The sequence below is a fragment of the Psychrobacter sp. NC44 genome (genome assembly GCF_904846655.1).
GTDB lineage: Bacteria > Pseudomonadota > Gammaproteobacteria > Pseudomonadales > Moraxellaceae > Psychrobacter.
Map to the genome: position 1 here is coordinate 168604 of NZ_CAJHBN010000004.1, position 21520 is coordinate 190123.

Consider the following 21520-nt stretch of genomic DNA (forward strand, 5'->3'; position numbering starts at 1 on the left):
CATTTTTTAGGCTAATTTCATAACATCTGGTCAATCGCCATCTGGGTCAGTACGCGTCCACGTGCGGTACGCAATACATAGCCTTGCTGAATAAGATATGGCTCAATCACATCCTCAAGCGTACCGCGATCTTCAGCCATTGCTGCTGCTACCGCTTCAACGCCAGCTGGACCGCCATCAAAGCGTTCGTGCAATATCTCAATATAACGTCTGTCCAAATGATCAAGACCACGTCTATCAACTGCCAGCATATCGAGCGCACTGCCAGCAATCGCGCCATTGATACTACCGTCGCCTCTCACTTCAGCATAATCACGTACACGGCGTAATAAACGATTGGCAATCCTTGGCGTACCACGCGCACGGCGAGCAATCTCCACCGCGCCATCTTCACTCATCGGTACACGCATCAAACGTGCGGCACGACTCACAATCGTGGTCAGGTCAGCAATATTATAAAATTCGAGCCGCTGCACAATGCCGAAACGATCACGCAGTGGTGAGGTCAATAATCCTGCTCGCGTGGTTGCCGCGACTAAGGTAAACGGCGGTAAATCCAGCTTGATAGAGCGTGCCGCAGGTCCTTCACCAATCATAATATCCAGCTGAAAATCTTCCATGGCGGGGTACAGTATCTCTTCAATAACGGAACTCAATCGATGAATTTCATCGATAAATAGCACATCACCCTCTTCTAGATTGGTCAACATAGCTGCCAAATCACCGGGGCGCTCAAGCACAGGCCCTGAGGTTGAACGCAAATTACCACCCATTTCACGAGCAATAATATTGGCAAGCGTCGTTTTTCCAAGACCAGGCGGACCAAAAATCAAAGTATGATCTAATGCCTCACCTCGACCACGCGCTGCGCCAATAAATACTTCCATCTGCTCACGTACCACTGGCTGACCAATATATTCAGCCAGTAATGCCGGTCGAATATTAGAATCAGGCGCATCGCCTGCCCCTTCAAATGGATTAATCAAACGATCTTGCATCATAGGTTTTATCATTATATTAAATCATTATTTTTAAAGAATAGGTATAAATAGCATAACCAAACGCTACGTATAAGTCATGCAAAACATCATAAAGCAGCGACTAAATAAAGCACAGCCTAAAACGAAAATAAGCGACAATGAATGTCGCTTATCTGTTTAAGAGTTATTGATACTTATTGATGGTAGTGAGCTGAATGAATCAAAATCCTGACAACTGTTGCAATGTGGCTTTTAGTAAACCTTGCGTATCGGCAAAGGTATTACCATTACTCTTAGCGGCTTTAATCGCTTGCTGTGCCTCTCTTTCTTTATAGCCCAAGCTAATCAACGCGCCTTCTACCTCAGCGATAATGCTGCCCTCGTGAGACACCTCAGCAGGTTGCATGGCAAACTCTAAATTACTGCTATCGACTTCGATATTTTTCAGCTTATCTTTTAGCTCAATCAATAAGCGCTGCGCTGTTTTTTTACCGATACCCGGAATACGGGTTAATGCCGTCTCTGACTCTTGCTCGACATGCATCTTTAACTCAGCAGCTGACATCGCAGATAGCATTGCTAACGCCATTTTTGCGCCAACACCATTGATTTTAATCAATTGCCGAAAGACGTCACGCTCTTTGCGATCGATAAAGCCATAAAGCAGCTGCGCATCTTCGCGCACATGAAAGTGCGTCCAAATGCTCGCCTGCTCATTGAGACGCAACTGGCAAAATGACGGTAGCGGCAGCTCTATATCGTAGCCGACACCAGAGGTAGTCATGACACAGGCAGTTGGTGCCATCAAATACTGCACTTGACCACTAATCAATCCAATCATAATCCACTACCTCTATTAGAGCTGATATAAAAAATGAACTGAGCTGCTATTTAATGATAAATGCTATTAAATAAGCATATCTCACCGACACGCTTACTTATAAAAATCGACCATACCTTCAAGGCTGATTGGGCGAATTTTATGTGCCTGACCCGCAGAACCAAAGGCTTCGAAACGATTGGTACAGATATCTGACATTGCAACCATAGAGGCTTTGAAGTATTTACGTGGATCAAATTCACTCGGGTTTTCAGCAAGGAATTTACGAATAGCGCCCGTTGATGCCAAACGCAAATCGGTATCGATATTTACCTTACGTACGCCATGCTTAATCGCTTCAACGATTTGCTCAACCGGTACACCATAAGTCTCACCGATGTTGCCACCATTTTCATTGATAACTTTTAACCACTCTTGCGGCACTGATGACGAGCCATGCATAACAAGATGGGTGTTAGGAATACGGGCATGAATCTCTTTTACACGCTCAATCGATAGGATGTCGCCTGTCGGTGGACGGGTGAATTTATATGCACCATGACTGGTACCGATAGCAATGGCTAACGCATCGACGTTAGTGTCTTTAACGAACTGTTCTGCTTCATCAGCACTGGTCAATAGCTGCTCGTGATCTAATACGCCTTCTGCCCCAGAGCCGTCTTCTTCACCAGCCATACCAGTCTCAAGACTACCTAAGCAACCAATTTCACCTTCTACTGAAACACCGCACGCGTGTGCCATCTTGACAACTTCGCGAGTCACGCTGGCATTGTAATCATAATCCATTGGCGTTTTACCGTCTTCACCGAGCGAGCCGTCCATCATCACTGATGAAAAGCCAAGCTGAATTGAGCGTTGGCAAATCGCTGGTGACATACCATGATCTTGATGCATAACGACTGGAATATGTGGCCACTCTTCGATAGCAGCAATAATCAGATGACGCAAAAATGCAGAGCCTGCATAACTGCGTGCGCCAGCACTAGCCTGTACGATAACAGGAGAATCACAGGCGTCGGCTGCCATCATGATTGCACGCATCTGCTCTAAATTATTGACATTGTAAGCAGGGACACCGTAGTTATTTTCGGCGGCATGATCTAGAAGTTGACGTAACGATATTAAAGCCATAAGACGCTCTCTGATTAAATTTTGAATATGATATTAAGAAATCATTCTTAAAAATACGATGTTGCAACAATTGCCCTAAAACCCTAGCCTGATAATAGCCAGACCAGCAAAAAACCAGTGTTTTTTGATCGTAATTATTACGCCGTGATTATAGCAAAAATTGCCAGCGCTTCGTAGCGGTTAACCGACTATTTCTTTCTTTGCTTGATTCATAAAACAGAATGATAGCGAGTTTCATAAAACAATTTGATAAGTTCCATATGATACGCAGCTAATTGAAAAAACGGATAAACCTTGTGCACCATATTTTTGACTGACTAAGGCCTGCCCTCAATTCAATCAATGGATATTTAAATGGGCTAAAGATGAGGACACGCCCTAACCTCTAGATTATGATTTTAAATACAAAAAAGCCTTGGCTATCACCAAAGCTTTTTAAATATTTTGAGGGCTTATACAGCTATCAATATCTGCAACCAACAGCTTAATAAGCTATTCATCAATCGATAAATTAGTAGATCAATGGCTTAGGTCCAGTTGCTTATGTATTGATAATTAGTACTGTTGTTCTGCTTCTACTGCGTTTTCACTGGCTTTATTCTCAACAGCAGATGCGCCATCGGCAACCACTTCAGCAGTTTTGGCAACGGCTTCATTTGCGCCTACCACAACTGCTTCACCAGTGTTTTTTAGTGCATCTGTAGCAGCAACACCGGCAGTTTCAGCGCCTTCGGCAACTTCAGTACCAGCATCTTTTGCAGCAACTTCAGCTTCAGCGGCAGCGGCTTCTGTTTCAGCAGCGGCAGTATCAGCGTTAGCAGCAACATCATCACCAGCAGACTCAACAGCAGCTTCGGCGTTCTCTTCTGTTTGTTGGCTACATGCAGTGATTGCAAAAGTACCAGCAAGTACGCTAGCAAGTAATAAATGGCGTTTTAACATAATAAATCCCTCATAAATAAAGCATGTCAAATACATGATTTGCGCTATTTTATAGAGTGCAAATTAGACATGCAATCATAATTTTCAGTATAGAAACAAATAATTACTACTTAATAATAATGAGTGGCCACTGACTCTTATTTCTCTTAAAACAATAACATAAGATTAGTAGCCAAAATATTATTGGTACAGCGTACATGAGATGATGAGCCTAAATTGTACGGCTAATGTTACTCATCTGCTAAATATCGTTAAAGCATTACACATCAATCTGTAGAGCAGCAACCGCAGGTAATACTTTGCCTTCTACAAACTCTAAAAATGCGCCACCACCTGTTGACATGTAGCTAACGCCATCTGCCACTTGATATTTATCAATTGCAGCAAGCGTATCACCACCACCAGCAATCGAAAATCCTTCGCTGTTTTTAACGGCATTTGCTATGATTTGTGTGCCCTGACCAAAAGCATCGACTTCAAAAACACCGACTGGACCATTCCATAAAATGGTTTTTGCGTTGATAATAGCATCCGCTAATTGCTTGGCACTTTCTGGAGCGATGTCCAATATCATTTCATTTTCGCCAATCGTATCGACAGATTTGATGGTCGCAGTGGCTTGTTGTAATGAGCCTGTGAAGTCAGCAAAATCAATCTCATTTTTATCAGCAACGACAACATATTCAGGTAATAAAATCTCAGTCTTAGTCATAATGTCACGAGCTGTCTCAACCAAGTCCGCTTCATAAAGTGACGCACCAACGCTATGACCTTGCGCGGCTAGGAAGGTATTCGCAATACCGCCACCAACGATAATCTGCGAGCACAATTCAGACAAACTGTGCAACACTTCTAGCTTTGTCGATACCTTGGAACCACCAACGATTGCCAACATTGGCTGCGCTGGGGTCTCAAGTGCCAAGCTTAACGCATCAAGCTCAGCCGCCAATAAAGGTCCTGCACAAGCTGTTTTTCCTGCTCGATGCATAGCTTGGGTAACGCCTTCTGTTGAGGCCTGCGCACGATGTGCGGTGCCAAATGCATCCATCACGAATACATCGCATAAATCAGCGTATTTCTGTGCTAAATCCGCATCGTTTTTCTTTTCGCCCTGATTAAAGCGTACGTTTTCTAATAGCACGACCTCGCCTGCTTGAATTGCCACGCCCTCTGTAAGGTAGTCATTGTTTAAGCTAACGGGCTTTGATAACTCTGTGGCTAATTTATCGCTTAAATACTCAGCAACTGGTGCTAGCGAATATATCGACTCAGGACTGCCTTCAGTTGGACGACCTAAGTGAGAACAAACTATAACGGCCGCGCCTTTTTCTAACGCCATCTTAATCGTAGGCAAACTGGCTTGCAGGCGTGCATCACTGGCGACTTTACCGTTTTTAATAGGCACATTGAGATCTTCACGAATCAACACCACTTTATCCGTTAAGCTCAGCTCACTCATACGCAAAAAATTCATTACCTGCTCCTATGCATCATCTCTTGTTAATCTATCGGTTGGCTTTTTAGTTATTGCTGAAAATATTTATCAAATCGGCTGCTCTTGTCTGTGGCTTTATAAAAGTAACCAAGCAAGAATTTGAGGCGGTGTATTCTAGCAGTTTTCTAGCAAGTGCTCATAAAGAACACCCTATTAAATTTTACTCGGGCGTGTCCTTATTTTGAAAATGGGGATAAAAATAAGACAAATGGCTAAATTTTAATAAAAATCAGTAACATTTCGTGGTGGCACTTAGTAATAAGGCTGTTTAAGATGCTATTAGCACTGATAATAAATAATACCTACAATAAAAATAACCCATTAGGAGAACCCAATGAGTATCGACCTTCAAGCTGCCAAACAAAACCTACTAACACTTAAAGAAGAATATGAGACTCGTATCGATAAAATCGAAGATCATATCCAAAACCCGCAAGACGACCTCAATGAGCATTGGGAAGACCAAGCCATCTCTTATCGTCAAAACGACATGCGTACAAATTTGATGGTTGAAGCCCGTCAAAGTTTGATCTATGTCGAAAATGCGCTAAGTCGTATTGAAAACGGGACTTATGGTAAATGTGAAGTCTGCGGTGAGCAAATTGAAGAACAGCGCTTACAAGCACTGCCTTACGCTACCCTATGCATGGAACACGCTGAATAACGATTCATTTTACTCTAAGACAGCCATTCCAAATCAAAGTTCTAGTGATCAAGCAGGCATTTTCCATTGAGAGAATGCCTGCTGCCATTGTTTACAGCGCATCGCGATTTGATCCACGGGCAAATCCATAATATCCCCAACGACCGCCACGTAAGTAATGGGCAAACCTGCCAGTTCGGTGACATTTTCTGCCGTCAAGCCACCTATGACACATATCGCTATATTTTGCTGACAGCCATCTATAAGTTGCTGGCGCGAGATAATATTGGCGTTAGGTTTTGTATTTGAGGTAAAAATCGCACCCATAGCGGCATAGCTTACGCCCTCGTTTTTTGCTTCTTCAACCAGTTCTATCTTGCCATGACAAGTGCGTCCGATCACTTGGTTTGGTTGGATTTCGTCCTTAGCATCAGTGACTTCGCCATCTTGTTGACCCAAATGCACACCAACGCCGAGCTTGGCAGCCAGTTTAATATTGTCATTGATGACGACTGGTACGCTGTACGCTTTCGCCAACTCAACTATTTGCCTAGCCTCTTCGTATAGACGAGACTCACCATCAGGTAGCGCCAATATCTGCTTGCGACGAATTTGTAACAGCGCAATGAATCCTGTTGCTAATGCTGCTTCTAATTTGCGATACAGCAGCGCAAACTCATCGTCATTGGTCAGTAAATATAGCTTTGGTGCTGATATAACAATCGATGTTTGAGTCATATTATTTTTCCTAGAATGTGTCCTCATTTTAAAAATGGAGATAAAAATGAGATAAATTTTTAGCCCTTGTAGAAGTCCATTGATTAAATTAAAGACACACCTTAAATTCAACACAATAAAAAGGCTGTTATATCGAATAACAGCCTTTTTATAAATGCTAAAACAGTAAAGTTATACCGTGCGGCGTGTCGCTAGACTGTTTAGAATATTTTTGGCATCACCCCAACGTGTGGCTGAGCTGTTCGCTCCTAAGATAACGATAATTGCTGGGCGGTTATTCACACGCGTTTCCATGACCACACAACGACCAGCTTCATTGATGAAACCTGTTTTTGAGATACCAATTGGATAATCACCGGCACGAACCAAGCTACTGGTGTTATTGGCTTTATAAGTACGGTTACCACTTGAGTAGTTAGACACATAAAAGTCATAGCTCTTGGTGGTCGAGAAACGACGAATTACGTCATAGTTACCCGCCGCACGAACCATTTTAACCAAATCGTTTGATGAAGCGACGTTACGCTTATCAAGACCCGTTGGATCACCAAAGAAAGCCGTGGTCATACCCAGATCTTGAGCCTTACGATTCATGGCACGTATAAAGGCAGTATAGCCACCTGGATAATTACGCGCTAAACTCTTTGCTGCTGGGTTTTCTGATTTCATCAATGCCATAAGCAACATCTCAGCACGATTCAAACGATCGCCTGATTTGAGGTTAGAGCTGGCACGCTTAGGACCGACGAAATCTTCTGGATCGAGTGTGAGCTCTTCACGCATATCGAGACCAGCATCCAATACAACCATGGCCGTCATCACTTTAGAGATACTGGCCATTGGACGCGCAATGTCAGCATCTTTTTCATAAATAGATTCGCCCGTTTCAGCGTCGATGACCGCAACACTACGCGAATCAGTGCTGATCGGTATCATGTTACTGCTGCCAAATGAGCCACGATACGTTGTATTGTAGCTGTTACTGCTATTGTAACTGTTATTACTACTACCGAAACTATTGGCGTTGGTGATACTGGTCGTACCATTGCCACTATCAACTTTCTTGATAGCTGAGCCTTTGGATTTGTACATAATATTGCGTGCTTCAGACAAACTATCGGCACCGCCCCAACTCATGCGAGCACTAGAGCTAGTGTCGGCGCTACCATTAATAGTAAGTGCCGCTTGTGCAACACTGCCCAAACTCAATGAAATCATAGCAGCGATTAATTGCTGTTTGGTTAATGGTAGTTGCTTCATTATGCCTCCTGCTGTCACGATGCTGTTAATTAGAGAATCAGTTACATACTAACCTATACCAACAACGTACGTAGCGTTTATGAATGGGTTTATAAGTACTCGTATAGAGTTTTTGTATTTTTAGTGTATCATGGTTTGCATTTAAGTTTAATGTATCAAGCTGATTTAATAATTTATTTTGGTGTAATTCAAATTTTACTACAACCACTTTATATTACAGAAACATTGACTCACATTGCAGCAATATATCTTAACTTTGAACACTGTGATTATTCGTTTTTTGTTATATTAAACAATGGTATTTATCTAAAAGATTAGCAATATTTTATTTTTTCAAAAACTAAAAAAACGACTCTAATGATTTTATTTTTTGTCATTTAGCGTCAATAAAAGCCTTCATTCTGACAAACAACAAAGAGTATCGTTATGATTAAAGTACTGGTAGTAGATGATCATGATTTGGTGAGAATGGGTATTAGCCGCATGTTGTCAGATAGTATCGATATCGAAGTAATCGGCGAAGCGGACAGCGGTGACATGGCCATCAAATTGGCCAAACAATTGCGCCCTGATGTGGTTTTGCTTGATGTCAATATGCCTAATATTGGTGGCCTTGAAGCAACCAAACGCTTAATTCAGCTGGATATGGGTATCAAAATATTGGCCGTCAGCAGTATGTCAGCGCAGCCTTACCCTTCTATGCTTATCAAAGCGGGGGTCAATGGCTATATTACGAAGGGCACGCCGCTCGATGAGATGATTCGCGCTGTCAAAAAAATCTATCAGGGTGGTCGTTATTTTAGCCAAGATGTCGCTGAGCAACTGGCTGATGTTTTGCTGTCAGATAATGCCAACTCACCCTTTGACTTACTGAGTGATCGCGAAAAACAGGTGGCAATGATGGTCGTTAACTGTCAAAGCCCGCAGCAAATCGCTGACCAACTATTTGTGAGTGTCAAAACCATCAACACTTACCGCTATCGTATTTATGAGAAAGTTGGGGTTGATAGCGATGTGAAGTTAACACATTTGGCCATTCGTCATGGTCTAATTCAGCCATAACTCATTAGGGCGTGTCCTCAGTTCAATTGATGGACATTTACATGGGCTGAAAATGGCTAAATTTTATCAAGTATCGTCAAATATCCCGATATTAATGGCGATATCTTCCTTGTTTGATTGTAATTTATCTCATTTTATCCCTATTTTTAAAATGAGGACACGCCCTAGCAACTGTTCCCTTATTGCGGTCAATCTATGAAGCCTGCTACTAATATCGTCTCTGCTGTTACTCACTATTTGCATCGTGATGACACGCTATCTCCACCTCAATTGCGCAGGTTGGGGCTTATTTATAGCAGTTACCGCTTTGCTGTTAGTCTGTTTTCTCTACTGATGGTGTATATCACCGCTCACTCTGACAACAGCCTCTCTCTACCAAGCTTTTTACAACAAACAACGCTTAGCTTTTATTTCCTGCTTAGCCTTATTTTACTTGGCTTGTTTTATGTCGTTAATCAGCAAATGCGGCGACAGCTAGCCTTTGGTTTAGTATTAGACGTCATTATATTAAGCTTATTACTATATACAGCGGGTGCGCCTGATTTACAGTTGACCATGCTATATATGGTGGTGGTAGCAGCGAGTTTTATGTTGCTACACGGCTCGCAAGCCTTAATTATTACCTTACTCGCTATTATTTTTGTCATTTATCAGCAATTCTTTTATGCCATTGCCAATAGCATGAGCTTAGCAAATTTAGGGGACGCATTGCTCATGTCAGCCAGCTTTTTGGCGGTTGGTGGTTTGAGCTGGTCCATCTCACAGCGTTTGGTACAACTTGAAAAAGTAGCAGCGAGTCACGCTAAAGAAGTTGAACGATTAAATGTCATTAACCAAGAAGTCATCACGCAAATGGTTAATGGTGTCATCGTCATCGATAAACAGCATATCGTTTTAGCAAACCTTGCCGCTTACCAATTACTCAGCCTTTCGCCCACCCCTTCCGCATCATTGCATAACACCTATATTGATACAAAAGATACTCGAAACAATACTCGCAGTGCACTCTTATCTAACTTTCAGCAGCAGCTTGGTCAACAACATACGCAGCTATTTAAAGCCTGTTTGTCAGTAGCGGTAGGCCAATCACGCACCTTTATTTATGATTTGCCAGCAGTCGCAAACGCTTCCATATTCGGTAAACTGCGCGTACAAATTATTCCATTAAAAGATGACAGTAAACTGATAATGTTAGAGGATTTACGCCGCGAACAAGCCAGTGCCCAACAATTGAAACTGGCTTCTTTAGGGCAATTGACGGCGAGCATCGCCCATGAAATAAGGAATCCTTTGGCAGCGATATCACAAGCCAGCCAATTATTAATGGAAGATGTTATAGAAGCCAATCTAGAAGTCGATACGGCAGATAATACGATAACGGCGACCATCTCAAATGATGATATGGCAGCGAATCATGAGCTTTATCAAATAATATTTTCACAAACAAAACGCGTGAATCGCATTATCGAAGATGTACTAAAATTGTCTCGCCAGCAAACTGCAAACCAGCAAGCGATTATATTGGCAGACTGGATGCCAACATTTTTAGAGAATTACTTTCAAGGACACGATGTTTTTCTACACGTAAAAACACAACCGACCATATCATTCGACACACATCAACTAGAACAAGTCTTAATCAATTTAATTAACAATGGCTTGCGCTACAGTAGCTACGCCCACCCTCATGCCTATGTGGAAATCGAGATTTATTGTGCGGATAACGATGTTATAATTGATATCTTGGATGCTGGTCGTGGGGTTAGCACCAAAGACTTAGAACATTTATTTAATCCTTTTTTTACGACAGACCAAGCAGGGACAGGCTTGGGGCTGTATTTATCACAAGCTTTTTGTGAGGCCAACCAAACTCGCTTGCTTTATATTCCTGAACATGAGAAAACCTGTTTTCGCTTGATAGCACCTGCTATTGGTGCTGATACTCATGTAAATAAAACTGAACATAATGTTAATACCACTATTTTATAAATATTAACGTTACCAAGTATTAACATTACATAGAATACTTTGCCATTAAGGCCTCTTGGTTTTTACCATTTTATAGCTATTGAATACGATGAGATGATGTATGACAACAACCGCGCTAGTCGTTGATGACGAAGTGGATCTGTGCCGATTGATGCAAATTACTTTGACCAAAATGGGCATTAAAAGTGATGTAGCATATACTCTGTCACAAGCAAGATCATACTGGCAAGACAATGATTACGATTTTTGCCTGACCGATTTAAAGCTGCCTGATGGGTCAGGACTAGAGTTAGTAAAAGAAATCAGTAATAGCTCTAGTACGCCCATTGCCGTGATTACTGCTCACGGCAGTATGGATCTTGCCATTGAAGCCTTGAAACTTGGTGCTTTCGACTTTGTGAATAAACCTCTTGAGTTACCGCGCCTACGTCAACTGGTGGAAAATGCTTTAAAAGTTATTCATCAAGACAATGAAGCAAAAGCCACAGCCGAATGCTCACCTGAACAAAAACTGTTGGACAGTAGACTCATTGGTGATTCTGCGGTGATGCACCCACTGAAAAATACTATTTTAAAATTGGCACGCTCACAAGCACCTGTATTTTTGTCAGGCGCTTCGGGTACTGGTAAAGAAGTGGTTGCCCGATTGATTCATGATTTAAGCCCACGCCGTGATGGTAGCTTTGTACCAGTAAACTGTGGGGCGATACCATCAGAGCTGATGGAATCAGAGTTTTTTGGTCATAAAAAAGGCAGCTTTACAGGAGCTGTCGCTGACAAGCAAGGGCTGTTTCAGCAAGCCAATGGCGGCACGTTATTTTTAGACGAAGTGGCTGATTTGCCTTTAGCCATGCAGGTAAAACTACTGCGCGCCATTCAAGAAAAAACGGTGAGAGCCATTGGTGATACCAAAGAGGTTCCCGTAGATATTCGTATCTTGTCCGCCACCCACAAAAACCTAAACCAATTGGTACAAGACGGTGCGTTTCGACAAGATTTGTACTACCGTATCAATGTGATTGAGTTAAAACTGCCGACGCTCAATGCACGTCGTGACGATATCCCTGTATTAGCCAAGCACTTTTTAACATTAATTGCTGATGAATGGCAGTTAGAGAACCCACCGATACTCACTGTTGAGGCATGCGAGCGTTTGCAAGATCATAACTTTGCGGGCAACGTTCGTGAACTGCGTAACGTCCTTGAACGTGCAGTAACCCTAGCAGAGACACAGCACATTGACATCAGCCACTTGGGTTTGCCTGATATTGATATAACCCATCACCGCGCAGTCTCTCAAGATCAGAAGAGTGAGCCAGCGGTTGTCAATAATACTCAACATTCTGAGCGTCAAACAAGCAACCAAATGGTCGCTCAATCGATAGAAAATAGAGAAAAAGTCATTCAATCTATGGATGAGACTATAGCACCACAGGTCAAGCAAGTGACGACCAACTTGCACCCTTATCGTACTAACGCTCAGCACTACCCTTCTATGATACAGCGTTCAGAAAGCCATCATGCAGAAAACCCCAACCATACAGCCCGTCACAATCACGAAGAATCTATCACTAATCGATCTATTCTGCAAGAAAGTGATGAAAAAGCAATTCTAAGCAAATTAAAGGATGGTCAGTTACCCTCTCAAGGTTTAGAACACTACCTACAAGAACAAGAAAAACAGTTGATTATTACCGCGCTAAAACAAACGGCTTGGAATAAAACGCAAGCAGCTGAACTATTAGGCACCACTTTTCGTTCGTTACGCTATCGCATGAAAAAACTAGAGATAGCTGAGGATCAATTCGAGCCATAGCATTCGCCATTTTTGAATAACGATAAATGATGATATTTTAACGTTAATACATCGCGATAGCCTGTCTTTAAGCGAGCCTTACTGAACCCTATCGCCTGCCACCGCTTGATCGACTTTGGCGGGTTTTCGGACAAAACGAATACCCGAATCAAGTGCTTTTGTTTTTAGTAAAGCGAGCGCTTGCTGCTCCCATGTACTTTCACTTCCTGACAAGGTCATATCAGGCTCTACACCGATTCCATCGATCTTATTGCCTGACGCTGTCATGTAGTTGGCGACGGTTAGTTTGACAGCCTGCTCATCATTCAGTGGGATGACCGACTGTACAGACCCTTTACCATAGCTAACTTCACCAACGATTGTGGCACGTTTTTGTGCTTGTAAGCTACTGGCCAGCACCTCTGCCGCTGACGCAGAATAGCGATTTTGCAACACCACCACTGGCAATGATTCAAGTATCGCTAGACCTTGAGTGGATAGCGTACGCGTATCACTTTGACGACCCTTTACTTGTACCACATCAGTGTCGCTCATAAACAAACTGGCTACGCTCACCGCCGACGTTAGCACCCCGCCTGGATTATCACGCATATCTAGCAAGATACCTGTGATAGGTGCGTCTAGATCTATCAAGCCTTCCAATAGTTTTTCACGGCTATTATTTTGAAAGGCAGGTAACTTAATAACAGCAACACCGTCAATGAGACTTGCCTCGACCGTTTGAGGGTGACTGTTATTACGCTGCAAGGTCGTGGTATGTTTGCGGCGACCAGCTTTTGAGGTGACAACATCTACTTGCGTCCCCGCAATCCCTGTCAAAAGCTGCTCAATATCGTTACTTTCTTTATCTTCATCAAGCTTGAAATCACCGACTTGATGTAAATAATCGCCAACCGCAATGCCCTTTTTATCTGCAGGCGATGCATCAATAACCTCTGTAATCACCCAATAGCCATCTGTAGGCTGATAATTGACTTTGATACCCACATCACCCACATCACCTTCGGTAAAGGCACGCAGATTTTCATAAGCCTCAGCATCTAAAAATTCAGCATGACTATCTAGCTTAGTCAACATACCACTCAACGCATTATTGAACAGCTCTTCATCATTGACCGCATCTACATATTCACGGCGTACCAAATCCACTACCGCAACAAACGTCTTGAGCGTTTCTGGAGAAATGGCATTCAATGATACTTGCGCAACCTCAGGTGGAATACTGACATCAATCTCGTTCGCATCATCGGTCAAGGCACTCTCATCTGCGACACTGTCTATCGAGTCGTCAACTTGGTCGGCCGACTCAAGCATATCAGCGACATCTGATAAATTATTAGCGTCATCTTCTGTGGCTATCTCATCGTTATTTAAGCTAATCAGTTGTAGACTGGCGGTGGGATTATTGATGGTCGCATTAGCTGGTGACCTCGCTGCTTGTGCGTACATACTAGCAGTGCTGAGCCCAAGCAGACCTATCATCAATGCAGGTTTAAAAATAGTCGGCGCAGTGAATACCTTCATTGCTTGTTTGCCCAATCGCTTCGTCACTGGTAAGCGCATAAAATAAATAGAACGCATAAGAGAACTCGTTTAATAATAGAATTATTTTTATAGATATATAGATGAATATTTATCTCATAAGATAGCATCAAGAGCCAGTCTAAGACTAGGAGAGTATTGCAAGTAACATTCACGATAACTGATATGATTTCATCAAATGATGAGTAGCGGTGTCAAGTTTGTTTAGCAGGCGAAATATCATGCTTACCCTTATTTTTCTCACTATCCAAACATTTAAAGATAATAAAGTCAGCCAAATATCTCTTAAAAAACAGATCAAAAAAAGGAGAGACAATAAATATCTCTCCTCTTTCTATTACTTCTAACAACGCTAGTAAGTTGTCAATATAATAGTATTAAATGCCTGACTTACAACGCTGGAACCAGTAAGCTTTCGCCCGTCATTTCAGCAGGCTGCTCAATATCCATCAGCGCCAAAATAGTCGGTGCGACATCGCTCAACTTACCACGACTACGTACTTGTAGCTTTTTCTCACCCACATAAATGAGTGGCACATGTTCAGTGGTATGTTGAGTATGTACTTGACCGCTTTCGTAATCTTGCATCTGCTCACAGTTGCCATGATCTGCTGTGATAAGCATATCACCGCCAGCAGCGCGTACCGCTGACTCAATACGGCCAACACAGACATCTAGCGCCTCTACTGCTTTTACAGCCGCATCAAAAATCCCTGTATGCCCGACCATATCACCATTGGCATAATTGACAATTAACACGTCATATTTGCCTGATTCGATGGCAGCCACTAATTTATCAGTCACTTCAGGCGCACTCATCTCTGGTTTCAGATCATAAGTCGCCACATCTGGAGAGGGTACGAGAATACGTGTTTCACCCTCATACTCTTCTTCACGACCACCGCTAAAGAAAAACGTCACATGTGCGTATTTTTCAGTTTCAGCGATACGCAGCTGAGTTTTACCATTGTCTTGCAAATACTCGCCAAGCGTATTGGTCAACGACGTAGGATAATAAGCAACGCTAGTTTTTGGATTGTCTGCTAAAACATCAGAATATTTGGTCAACATCACAAATGCCGCAAGTTTTGGCTGCTTATTACGGGCAAACCCTGAAAACTCATGATCTGGCAAGACAAAAGCTTGCGCCAGCTCACGGGCACGGTCAGCACGGAAGTTCATAAAGATAAGCGCGTCATTGTCATCAACGGTATATGGCACCTCATCACGGCCAATGACTACGGTCGGGTTAATAAACTCATCGGTCTCGCGTGCCTTATAAGCAGCTTGTACTGCGCCATCTGCACGCGTAGACAGACGATCGGCTTTACCTTCAGTGATAAGCTCATAGGCTTTTTGCACACGATCCCAGCGATTGTCACGATCCATCGCATAATAGCGCCCAATGATACTGGCAATCTGTACGCGGCCGCCTTCATAATGAGCATTAAGCTTATTGATATGATCCCGCAGACGATTAATATACTTATCCGCCGATTTAGGTGGGGTGTCGCGTCCGTCTAAAAAACAATGAACAAAGACATTTTTGGCGCCGTGCACTAACGCCGAGTGGCACATTGCTTCGATGTGATCTTGATGCGAATGTACACCACCATCTGACAGCAAACCCATGATATGGACGTTACCACCCAACTCGTTCGCGGCTTTAACCGCCTTGACTAAGGCTTCGTTTTTATAAAACTCACGATTGGCTACTTCACTTGAGATACGAGTCGAATCTTGATACAGAACGCGACCCGCACCTAAGTTCATGTGCCCAACTTCTGAATTGCCAAACTGCCCATCTGGCAAACCAACATCTTCTCCAGAAGCAGATATCAATCCATGCGGATATTGCTGATAAATCCTATCCAAATTTGGCATATTGGCGGCAGCAATCGCATTATCCTTATCGTCTTCACGATGCCCAAAACCATCTAATATCATTAAGACATGCGGCACTTTCTTATTTTGATCGCCATCCTGCTTACTATTGAGCTGAGCCTGATTATCATCGATAAATGCTGATTGTTGCTGGGTATTGGTCATGGATTACCGCTCCTCAAGTGAATGAACGCCTATAATGCTATATTAGGATGTTTAAAGCCCTCTATATTAACACACATCTTAAAATAGCTGAAAAATCGTCATTTTACGCCCACTCTTAAGCGTTAAAGCATACTTATTTAAAGCACATTTATACAGTAGAAAAGGCAGTTAAAACTTAATAGCAATAATACCAATCTCTAAATCTACGTATCAATCTGTAAATCATACTTGCAATCATTCAAACCATTCGTTAAGATAATTATATTCTGAAGTGTTGGCTAGTAGATGTTTATTCCCTGAGCCGATAATGCTTTACCAGGATGTGGTACCTATTGCTTCATTGTGTATGCCTGCACCGCTTGCGGTGTATCAGGAAACCTGCAGAGGCAGTGACGCATCCGCCCTGAACTTCACGGTTCATGGGTCACCATCTTACAGCGGCACTTCGGTTGTTCTATTCGGTTAATTATTATTTTATTTATATTCGGTAGGTTTACTTATCAACTCATAAAGACTTAGTAATAACCATTAAAAAGCCCCTTTTATCATTGATGAAAGGGGCTTTTCTTATGCTTGCCTATTAATTTAACTATTCATCATTAGCAGATTTGGTGATTTTTTTCACATCCTTGGGAATGGTTTTTGCTGTCCCATCAATCGTTGTATGCTGTTTAAACCCATCACCAAACGGGTTTTGTTGTTGACCAAATGGGTTCTGATTATTCATACCACCTGCGCCGCCGAATGGGTTTTGACCGCCCATGCCACCAAACGGATTTTGTCCGCCGCCCATCTGTCCACCCATTTGCTTGGCCATCATTTCCATCATTTTTTGCTGATTATTCATGACATAATTATTAGCAAAGTCTTTGAGCTTCTTTTGCACGGGTGGCAATATCACCAATAATGCGAGCAAATCGCTCAGCACACCTGGAATGAGTAGCAAAATACCAGCCGCTGCCATGGCCACACTTTTCATCATGGTTGATTCTTGCGGACGCATCGATGGGTTCGTCATGCCACCTGCTTTCATCTGCTGTGCCATTGGATTGAGGGCAGCCATCCCTTTACGCAAGAGGGAGATACCGATGACTGCAGCGATAATAAACCACATAAATACCCACCAACCACTCATAAACTGACCAAGCAAATACCAAAGTAGCATTTCGATAATAAACCAAACAATGGCAATACCAACTATCTGACCCATAAAGTGTCGTCCTATAAAATAAAAACCAATAAATTGAGCGCCATGCAAATTAAGATGGCTAACATATGATGTATATGGGGATTGATTGCTATACTATCAAACTTAAGGCTGATTTTTAAGCCATATAGTCAGTTCAATATGATTTGAATACAAGTCAGGTAAGTAGAAATTCTACGAGTAGGAGGCTGAACGAGCCTGATACTGTATCCGATTTATATAGGATTGAATATAAAATAAAATATAAGCAAGATGGAATATTATGGCAATTATTATTGGAATTGATCCTGGTTCGCGCATGACTGGTTATGGCATCGTGCAGCAAACAGGCGACAAACTCACCTATATCGATGCAGGTACCATACGTACAGACACCAAAGAGATGCCTGAACGTCTAAAGCGAATTTTTAATGGCTTGACCCGTATTACCCAGCATCATTTGAAATATGCTGATGAGCCTATCTATACGGCTATTGAGCAAGTGTTTATGGCTGAAAATCCAGACTCAGCGTTGAAACTTGGGCAAGCGCGAGGTGCTGCTATTGCCGCCATGGTTGCTCTAGATTTAGAAGTATCGGAATATACCGCACGCCAGATTAAGCAAGCCGTTTGCGGTTATGGTGCAGCGGCAAAAGAGCAAGTGCAAGAGATGGTCTGCCGCATACTATCTTTGGATGTCGTGCCACAGCAAGATGCCGCCGATGGTCTTGCCTGCGCCATCTGTCATGCGCATTCAAGCCATTCCATGAATAAATTAATATTAAACAGCGCCATGCGTGGGCGCGGTGCGTCTAAGAAAAAAGGTCGCTGGCGTTTGACAGAAGAAGATCTAGGGAACTTGCGTTAAGAACACTTATAAAACAAGCATAAAAAAACACGCGTTCGAATGCCGCGTGTTTTTCAAACCGTCTAAGTTATTTATACTATAGTTTTACTGTAAAATCGCTTTACTATAAAAATGCAACGACTTAAATCGACTACTCTGCGACGGCACTTTCAATCACTGCATCCAACACATAAGCATATTCTTCACCTTCTGTACTATTGCTATCGTCACTGTCTAATGGGTAACGCTGCAGACGTAATACTTCATCATGCATGCCATCATGCTGATAACCATCGATTTCACCCGTAAAGACTGCCCACTTGCCTTCGCTCGTTTTAATACCTTGGTCATCATAGGTAATGGGTTTCACTTGTAGACACATCTCTGAGCCATTATCAGCGCAAGGTATCATTTTCGAGCTTACTGCCCAGAATACGGTCTCACCTTTACTATTATACTTGGCTTGTGAGGTAAGCCTGCCTTCCCAAATCAACGTTGCTCCGACACTGGTCACTTGGGTTAATATTGGCTTATCACTCTTGAGACTATCATCCTGAGAGTTGTTGTCTTTAGCGTCGCCATCTTTGGCACTGTTAGCTTTCATTAATGTTAACTGGCTTTCACCTTGCATCAGCTGACTCAAACTATTTTCAGCCTTATCAAGCTCACCACAAGACATTTTCGTACTCATACCCTCTTCAACAGTCAAAGTATGACCTTGCAATTGGTAGCCGGCGCTCATGGTATTACAACCAACGCTATAACTTAACGTATTCTCACCTTGGTATTGATTAAAAGACAAACGCACTTGGTCTTTAATATCCGTCAGCATATTTAATGGCTGTGCGCCTTTGTCTATTACAGACAGCAATGTCCAACGATAACGTGAAAGATTGGCAATCATTTTGTCTTCAGCGCTCATCTTATCCATCTGAATATCATCCGTTACTGCATCAGCATTCATATCTATGCCATCATCATTTATTGCATCAGCGCTTGTCTGATTGCCTACTTGTACGTCACTTTCATTGGGTAAAGAAGCATCTTGGCAAGCACTTAATGCCAAGCTTAGTGCCAACAAACTTGGTATTAAAGTGAATCGAATTGGCCATTTTTTAACAGATGAGGTCATAGCAATCATACCTTGTGGTTATCCCTTTTTTAAGTCAAAGTATTTAAAAAATCAGGTTAAATATTTAACAATAAGGGGCTGATGATATCCACTTTATTAAAGCGTCACAATTCACCACTATAGCGCCGTTGATTACCATGGTTGTAACAAAGTGTTTATTTTTATGGATTCATGGTAACTGCTATTTTAATATTTACAAGTACCATAAAAAATCAATGGTCTCAGACAATTGAAAATTTCATCAATTATTCAAGACCATCGATGATGTCGCATTTTTAATTTTTCGCGCTAGGATTACTCGTTTGTATGAGCAATTTTGGCTTTTGCCATATTTTTAATACTGAAACGCTCATTCATCATTTGATAAAAACGCGCAAGATTTTCGCCCTGCTCGTTCGGATTTACGTTAAGGACTTTACCAAAATCTAAACCGAGATATAGGACGATATCAGCAAAGCTTAATTGTTCACTGACCAAATACTCACGACCTTCTAAAATATTTTCGAAATAAGCAAGGGCTTTAACAGCTCGTGCAACAGATGGCGCGACAAACTCTGGGACTTGCTCAACGCGTTGGGCTTTGGACGGATGACTGTGCTGAAAAGCCAGCATAAAGTTATATAATACCTCAAACTCAGCAATGCGGCGCATAGCGCATACTTGCGCACGTTGTATCACATCATTACCCATCACCGAACGCTCACCATAGACACGGTCGAGATACTCACATACAGCCTGCGAATCATTGAGCACTGTGCCATCACCTAGTGTTAGAACTGGCACGGTCTGCATTGGATTTATTTTGGTGAACTCGTCTGACATTTGCTCATTGGCCGCAAAATCAATGTCAATCACGTCTACATCATCCATATCATCGACATCGATGCCTTTTGATGCTAACAAAATAAGAGCTTTACGTGGATTGGGCGCAGTACGGGTGACGTATAGTTTTTTCATGGCAAATTCCTTGTAAGATTAGACAAAAGCGACTCAACGCTATCTGGTTTTATTATGGTTATTACGCTGTTGATGATAGATGATAAAGACTGGCCATCCTTTATACAACAGTTATATCCTACTCTGCTCATCATAGCAAAGCCTTATTAGGCTTGCTTTTTTGATCAGAGACTAAACAACAAAAAGCCCCACAACGTTACGTCATGAGGCTTCATTTCATTCATCCAATCATACTACTTATTTATTGGGTGCAGGCGTGGTACGTAAATAAGGCTTAATTTCTGTATAACCTTTAGGGTATTTAGCCGCGATATCTTCGTTTTTGACACTTGGTGGAATGATGACGTCATCACCGTCTTTCCAGTCAACTGGCGTCGCAATATTATATTCATCAGACAGTTGCAGAGCATCAATGACACGGATAATCTCATCAAAATTACGACCACAGCTCGCAGGATAAGTCAGCGTTAAGCGGATTTTTTTATTTGGATCAATAATGAAGACACTGCGTACCGTATGCGTGCTATCTGCATTTGGATGCATCATGTCATATAGCTCAGCGACTTCTTTATTCGGATCAGCAATGATTGGAAAATTTAGCTCAGTACCTTGAGTCTCACCAATGTCTTTTGCCCACGCATGATGGTCATCGATACCATCAACAGAGATGCAGATTGGCTTAACACCACGCTTTTGAAATTCACCATTCAGTGCCGCAGCACGACCAAGCTCAGTAGTACATACTGGCGTGAAATCAGCTGGATGAGAGAAAAAAACGACCCAATTATCGCCTGCCCACTCGTGGAAATTGATATTACCCTCTGTGGTTGCAGCGTCAAAATTCGGTGCGGTATCGCCTAAACGTAAATGTGCCATGCTTAATTCCTTAGCTATGTTAGTGATGAGCACT

The 21520-nt window shown here is 42.3% G+C and carries 18 protein-coding genes and 1 other RNA gene; 6 read left to right on the plus strand and 13 right to left on the minus strand.

Annotated features, from left to right (window positions below; genetic code table 11):
• Positions 1 to 17: 17 nt before the first annotated feature.
• The 5 genes from ruvB to JMX95_RS04750 all read right to left on the minus strand — a co-directional run bounded on the left by ruvB (position 18) and on the right by JMX95_RS04750 (position 5368).
• Positions 18 to 998: a Holliday junction branch migration DNA helicase RuvB gene (ruvB, locus tag JMX95_RS04730; protein ID WP_045447074.1), complete on the minus strand. Its 981-nt coding sequence runs from the start codon at positions 996 to 998 to the stop codon at positions 18 to 20.
• Between the two features lie 202 nt (positions 999 to 1200).
• Positions 1201 to 1821 (minus strand): Holliday junction branch migration protein RuvA, encoded by a 621-nt coding sequence (gene ruvA, locus JMX95_RS04735; protein ID WP_087815487.1) that lies wholly within the window; start codon positions 1819 to 1821, stop codon positions 1201 to 1203.
• Positions 1822 to 1914: 93 nt separating this feature from the next.
• A complete protein-coding gene (gene fba, locus JMX95_RS04740) occupies positions 1915 to 2952 on the minus strand; it encodes a class II fructose-bisphosphate aldolase (RefSeq protein ID WP_045446949.1) in 1038 nt (345 codons plus the stop codon).
• A 555-nt stretch (positions 2953 to 3507) separates the two neighbouring features.
• Positions 3508 to 3894 (minus strand): hypothetical protein, encoded by a 387-nt coding sequence (locus JMX95_RS04745; protein WP_055123806.1) that lies wholly within the window; start codon positions 3892 to 3894, stop codon positions 3508 to 3510.
• Positions 3895 to 4153: 259 nt separating this feature from the next.
• On the minus strand, positions 4154 to 5368 hold the full coding sequence (locus tag JMX95_RS04750; RefSeq protein WP_201560142.1) for a phosphoglycerate kinase: 1215 nt from the start codon (positions 5366 to 5368) through the stop codon (positions 4154 to 4156).
• Between the two features lie 355 nt (positions 5369 to 5723).
• Here JMX95_RS04750 and JMX95_RS04755 point away from each other — a divergent pair, with 355 nt between their 5' ends.
• Entirely contained in the window at positions 5724 to 6053 is a 330-nt protein-coding gene (locus JMX95_RS04755) for a TraR/DksA family transcriptional regulator (RefSeq protein WP_045446956.1), read from the plus strand.
• A gap of 48 nt (positions 6054 to 6101) precedes the next feature.
• Here the strand turns inward: JMX95_RS04755 and JMX95_RS04760 are convergent, their stop codons facing one another.
• A complete protein-coding gene (locus JMX95_RS04760) occupies positions 6102 to 6770 on the minus strand; it encodes a thiamine phosphate synthase (protein WP_201560143.1) in 669 nt (222 codons plus the stop codon).
• 171 nt (positions 6771 to 6941) lie between these two features.
• On the minus strand, positions 6942 to 8030 hold the full coding sequence (locus JMX95_RS04765) for a serine hydrolase (protein ID WP_045451193.1): 1089 nt from the start codon (positions 8028 to 8030) through the stop codon (positions 6942 to 6944).
• A 426-nt stretch (positions 8031 to 8456) separates the two neighbouring features.
• On the opposite strand from JMX95_RS04765, the gene JMX95_RS04770 reads away from it, so the two are divergent.
• The 3 genes from JMX95_RS04770 to JMX95_RS04780 all read left to right on the plus strand — a co-directional run bounded on the left by JMX95_RS04770 (position 8457) and on the right by JMX95_RS04780 (position 12897).
• On the plus strand, positions 8457 to 9092 hold the full coding sequence (locus JMX95_RS04770) for a response regulator (RefSeq protein WP_055123802.1): 636 nt from the start codon (positions 8457 to 8459) through the stop codon (positions 9090 to 9092).
• Positions 9093 to 9287: 195 nt separating this feature from the next.
• Positions 9288 to 11081, plus strand: coding sequence for a sensor histidine kinase (locus tag JMX95_RS04775; protein WP_201560144.1), 1794 nt, complete (start codon positions 9288 to 9290; stop codon positions 11079 to 11081).
• 100 nt (positions 11082 to 11181) lie between these two features.
• Positions 11182 to 12897 carry a sigma 54-interacting transcriptional regulator gene (locus tag JMX95_RS04780; RefSeq protein WP_201560145.1) on the plus strand — a complete coding sequence of 572 codons (1716 nt, stop codon included), beginning with the start codon at positions 11182 to 11184 and terminating at the stop codon, positions 12895 to 12897.
• Positions 12898 to 12975: 78 nt separating this feature from the next.
• Here the strand turns inward: JMX95_RS04780 and JMX95_RS04785 are convergent, their stop codons facing one another.
• Together JMX95_RS04785 and gpmI are read right to left on the minus strand one after the other, a co-directional pair.
• Positions 12976 to 14478 carry a S41 family peptidase gene (locus JMX95_RS04785; protein ID WP_201560146.1) on the minus strand — a complete coding sequence of 501 codons (1503 nt, stop codon included), beginning with the start codon at positions 14476 to 14478 and terminating at the stop codon, positions 12976 to 12978.
• A 351-nt stretch (positions 14479 to 14829) separates the two neighbouring features.
• Positions 14830 to 16488, minus strand: coding sequence for a 2,3-bisphosphoglycerate-independent phosphoglycerate mutase (gene gpmI / locus JMX95_RS04790; RefSeq protein ID WP_201554382.1), 1659 nt, complete (start codon positions 16486 to 16488; stop codon positions 14830 to 14832).
• A gap of 260 nt (positions 16489 to 16748) precedes the next feature.
• On the opposite strand from gpmI, the gene ssrS reads away from it, so the two are divergent.
• A non-coding RNA gene (gene ssrS / locus JMX95_RS04795) (6S RNA) lies at positions 16749 to 16944 on the plus strand.
• Positions 16945 to 17077: 133 nt separating this feature from the next.
• Here ssrS and JMX95_RS04800 read toward each other — a convergent pair.
• Positions 17078 to 17698: an FxsA family protein gene (locus JMX95_RS04800; protein WP_201560147.1), complete on the minus strand. Its 621-nt coding sequence runs from the start codon at positions 17696 to 17698 to the stop codon at positions 17078 to 17080.
• Between the two features lie 259 nt (positions 17699 to 17957).
• Here JMX95_RS04800 and ruvC point away from each other — a divergent pair, with 259 nt between their 5' ends.
• Complete coding sequence (ruvC, locus tag JMX95_RS04805; protein ID WP_045446965.1) at positions 17958 to 18542, plus strand: crossover junction endodeoxyribonuclease RuvC; 585 nt, start codon at positions 17958 to 17960, stop codon at positions 18540 to 18542.
• Between the two features lie 130 nt (positions 18543 to 18672).
• On the opposite strand, the gene JMX95_RS04810 is transcribed toward ruvC, so the two are convergent.
• From JMX95_RS04810 to JMX95_RS04820, 3 genes are all read right to left on the minus strand, one after another.
• Positions 18673 to 19653, minus strand: coding sequence for an META domain-containing protein (locus JMX95_RS04810; protein WP_201560148.1), 981 nt, complete (start codon positions 19651 to 19653; stop codon positions 18673 to 18675).
• Between the two features lie 294 nt (positions 19654 to 19947).
• Positions 19948 to 20610 (minus strand): glutathione S-transferase family protein, encoded by a 663-nt coding sequence (locus JMX95_RS04815; RefSeq protein WP_201560149.1) that lies wholly within the window; start codon positions 20608 to 20610, stop codon positions 19948 to 19950.
• A gap of 237 nt (positions 20611 to 20847) precedes the next feature.
• A complete protein-coding gene (locus JMX95_RS04820; RefSeq protein ID WP_045446971.1) occupies positions 20848 to 21486 on the minus strand; it encodes a peroxiredoxin in 639 nt (212 codons plus the stop codon).
• Positions 21487 to 21520: the final 34 nt, after the last annotated feature.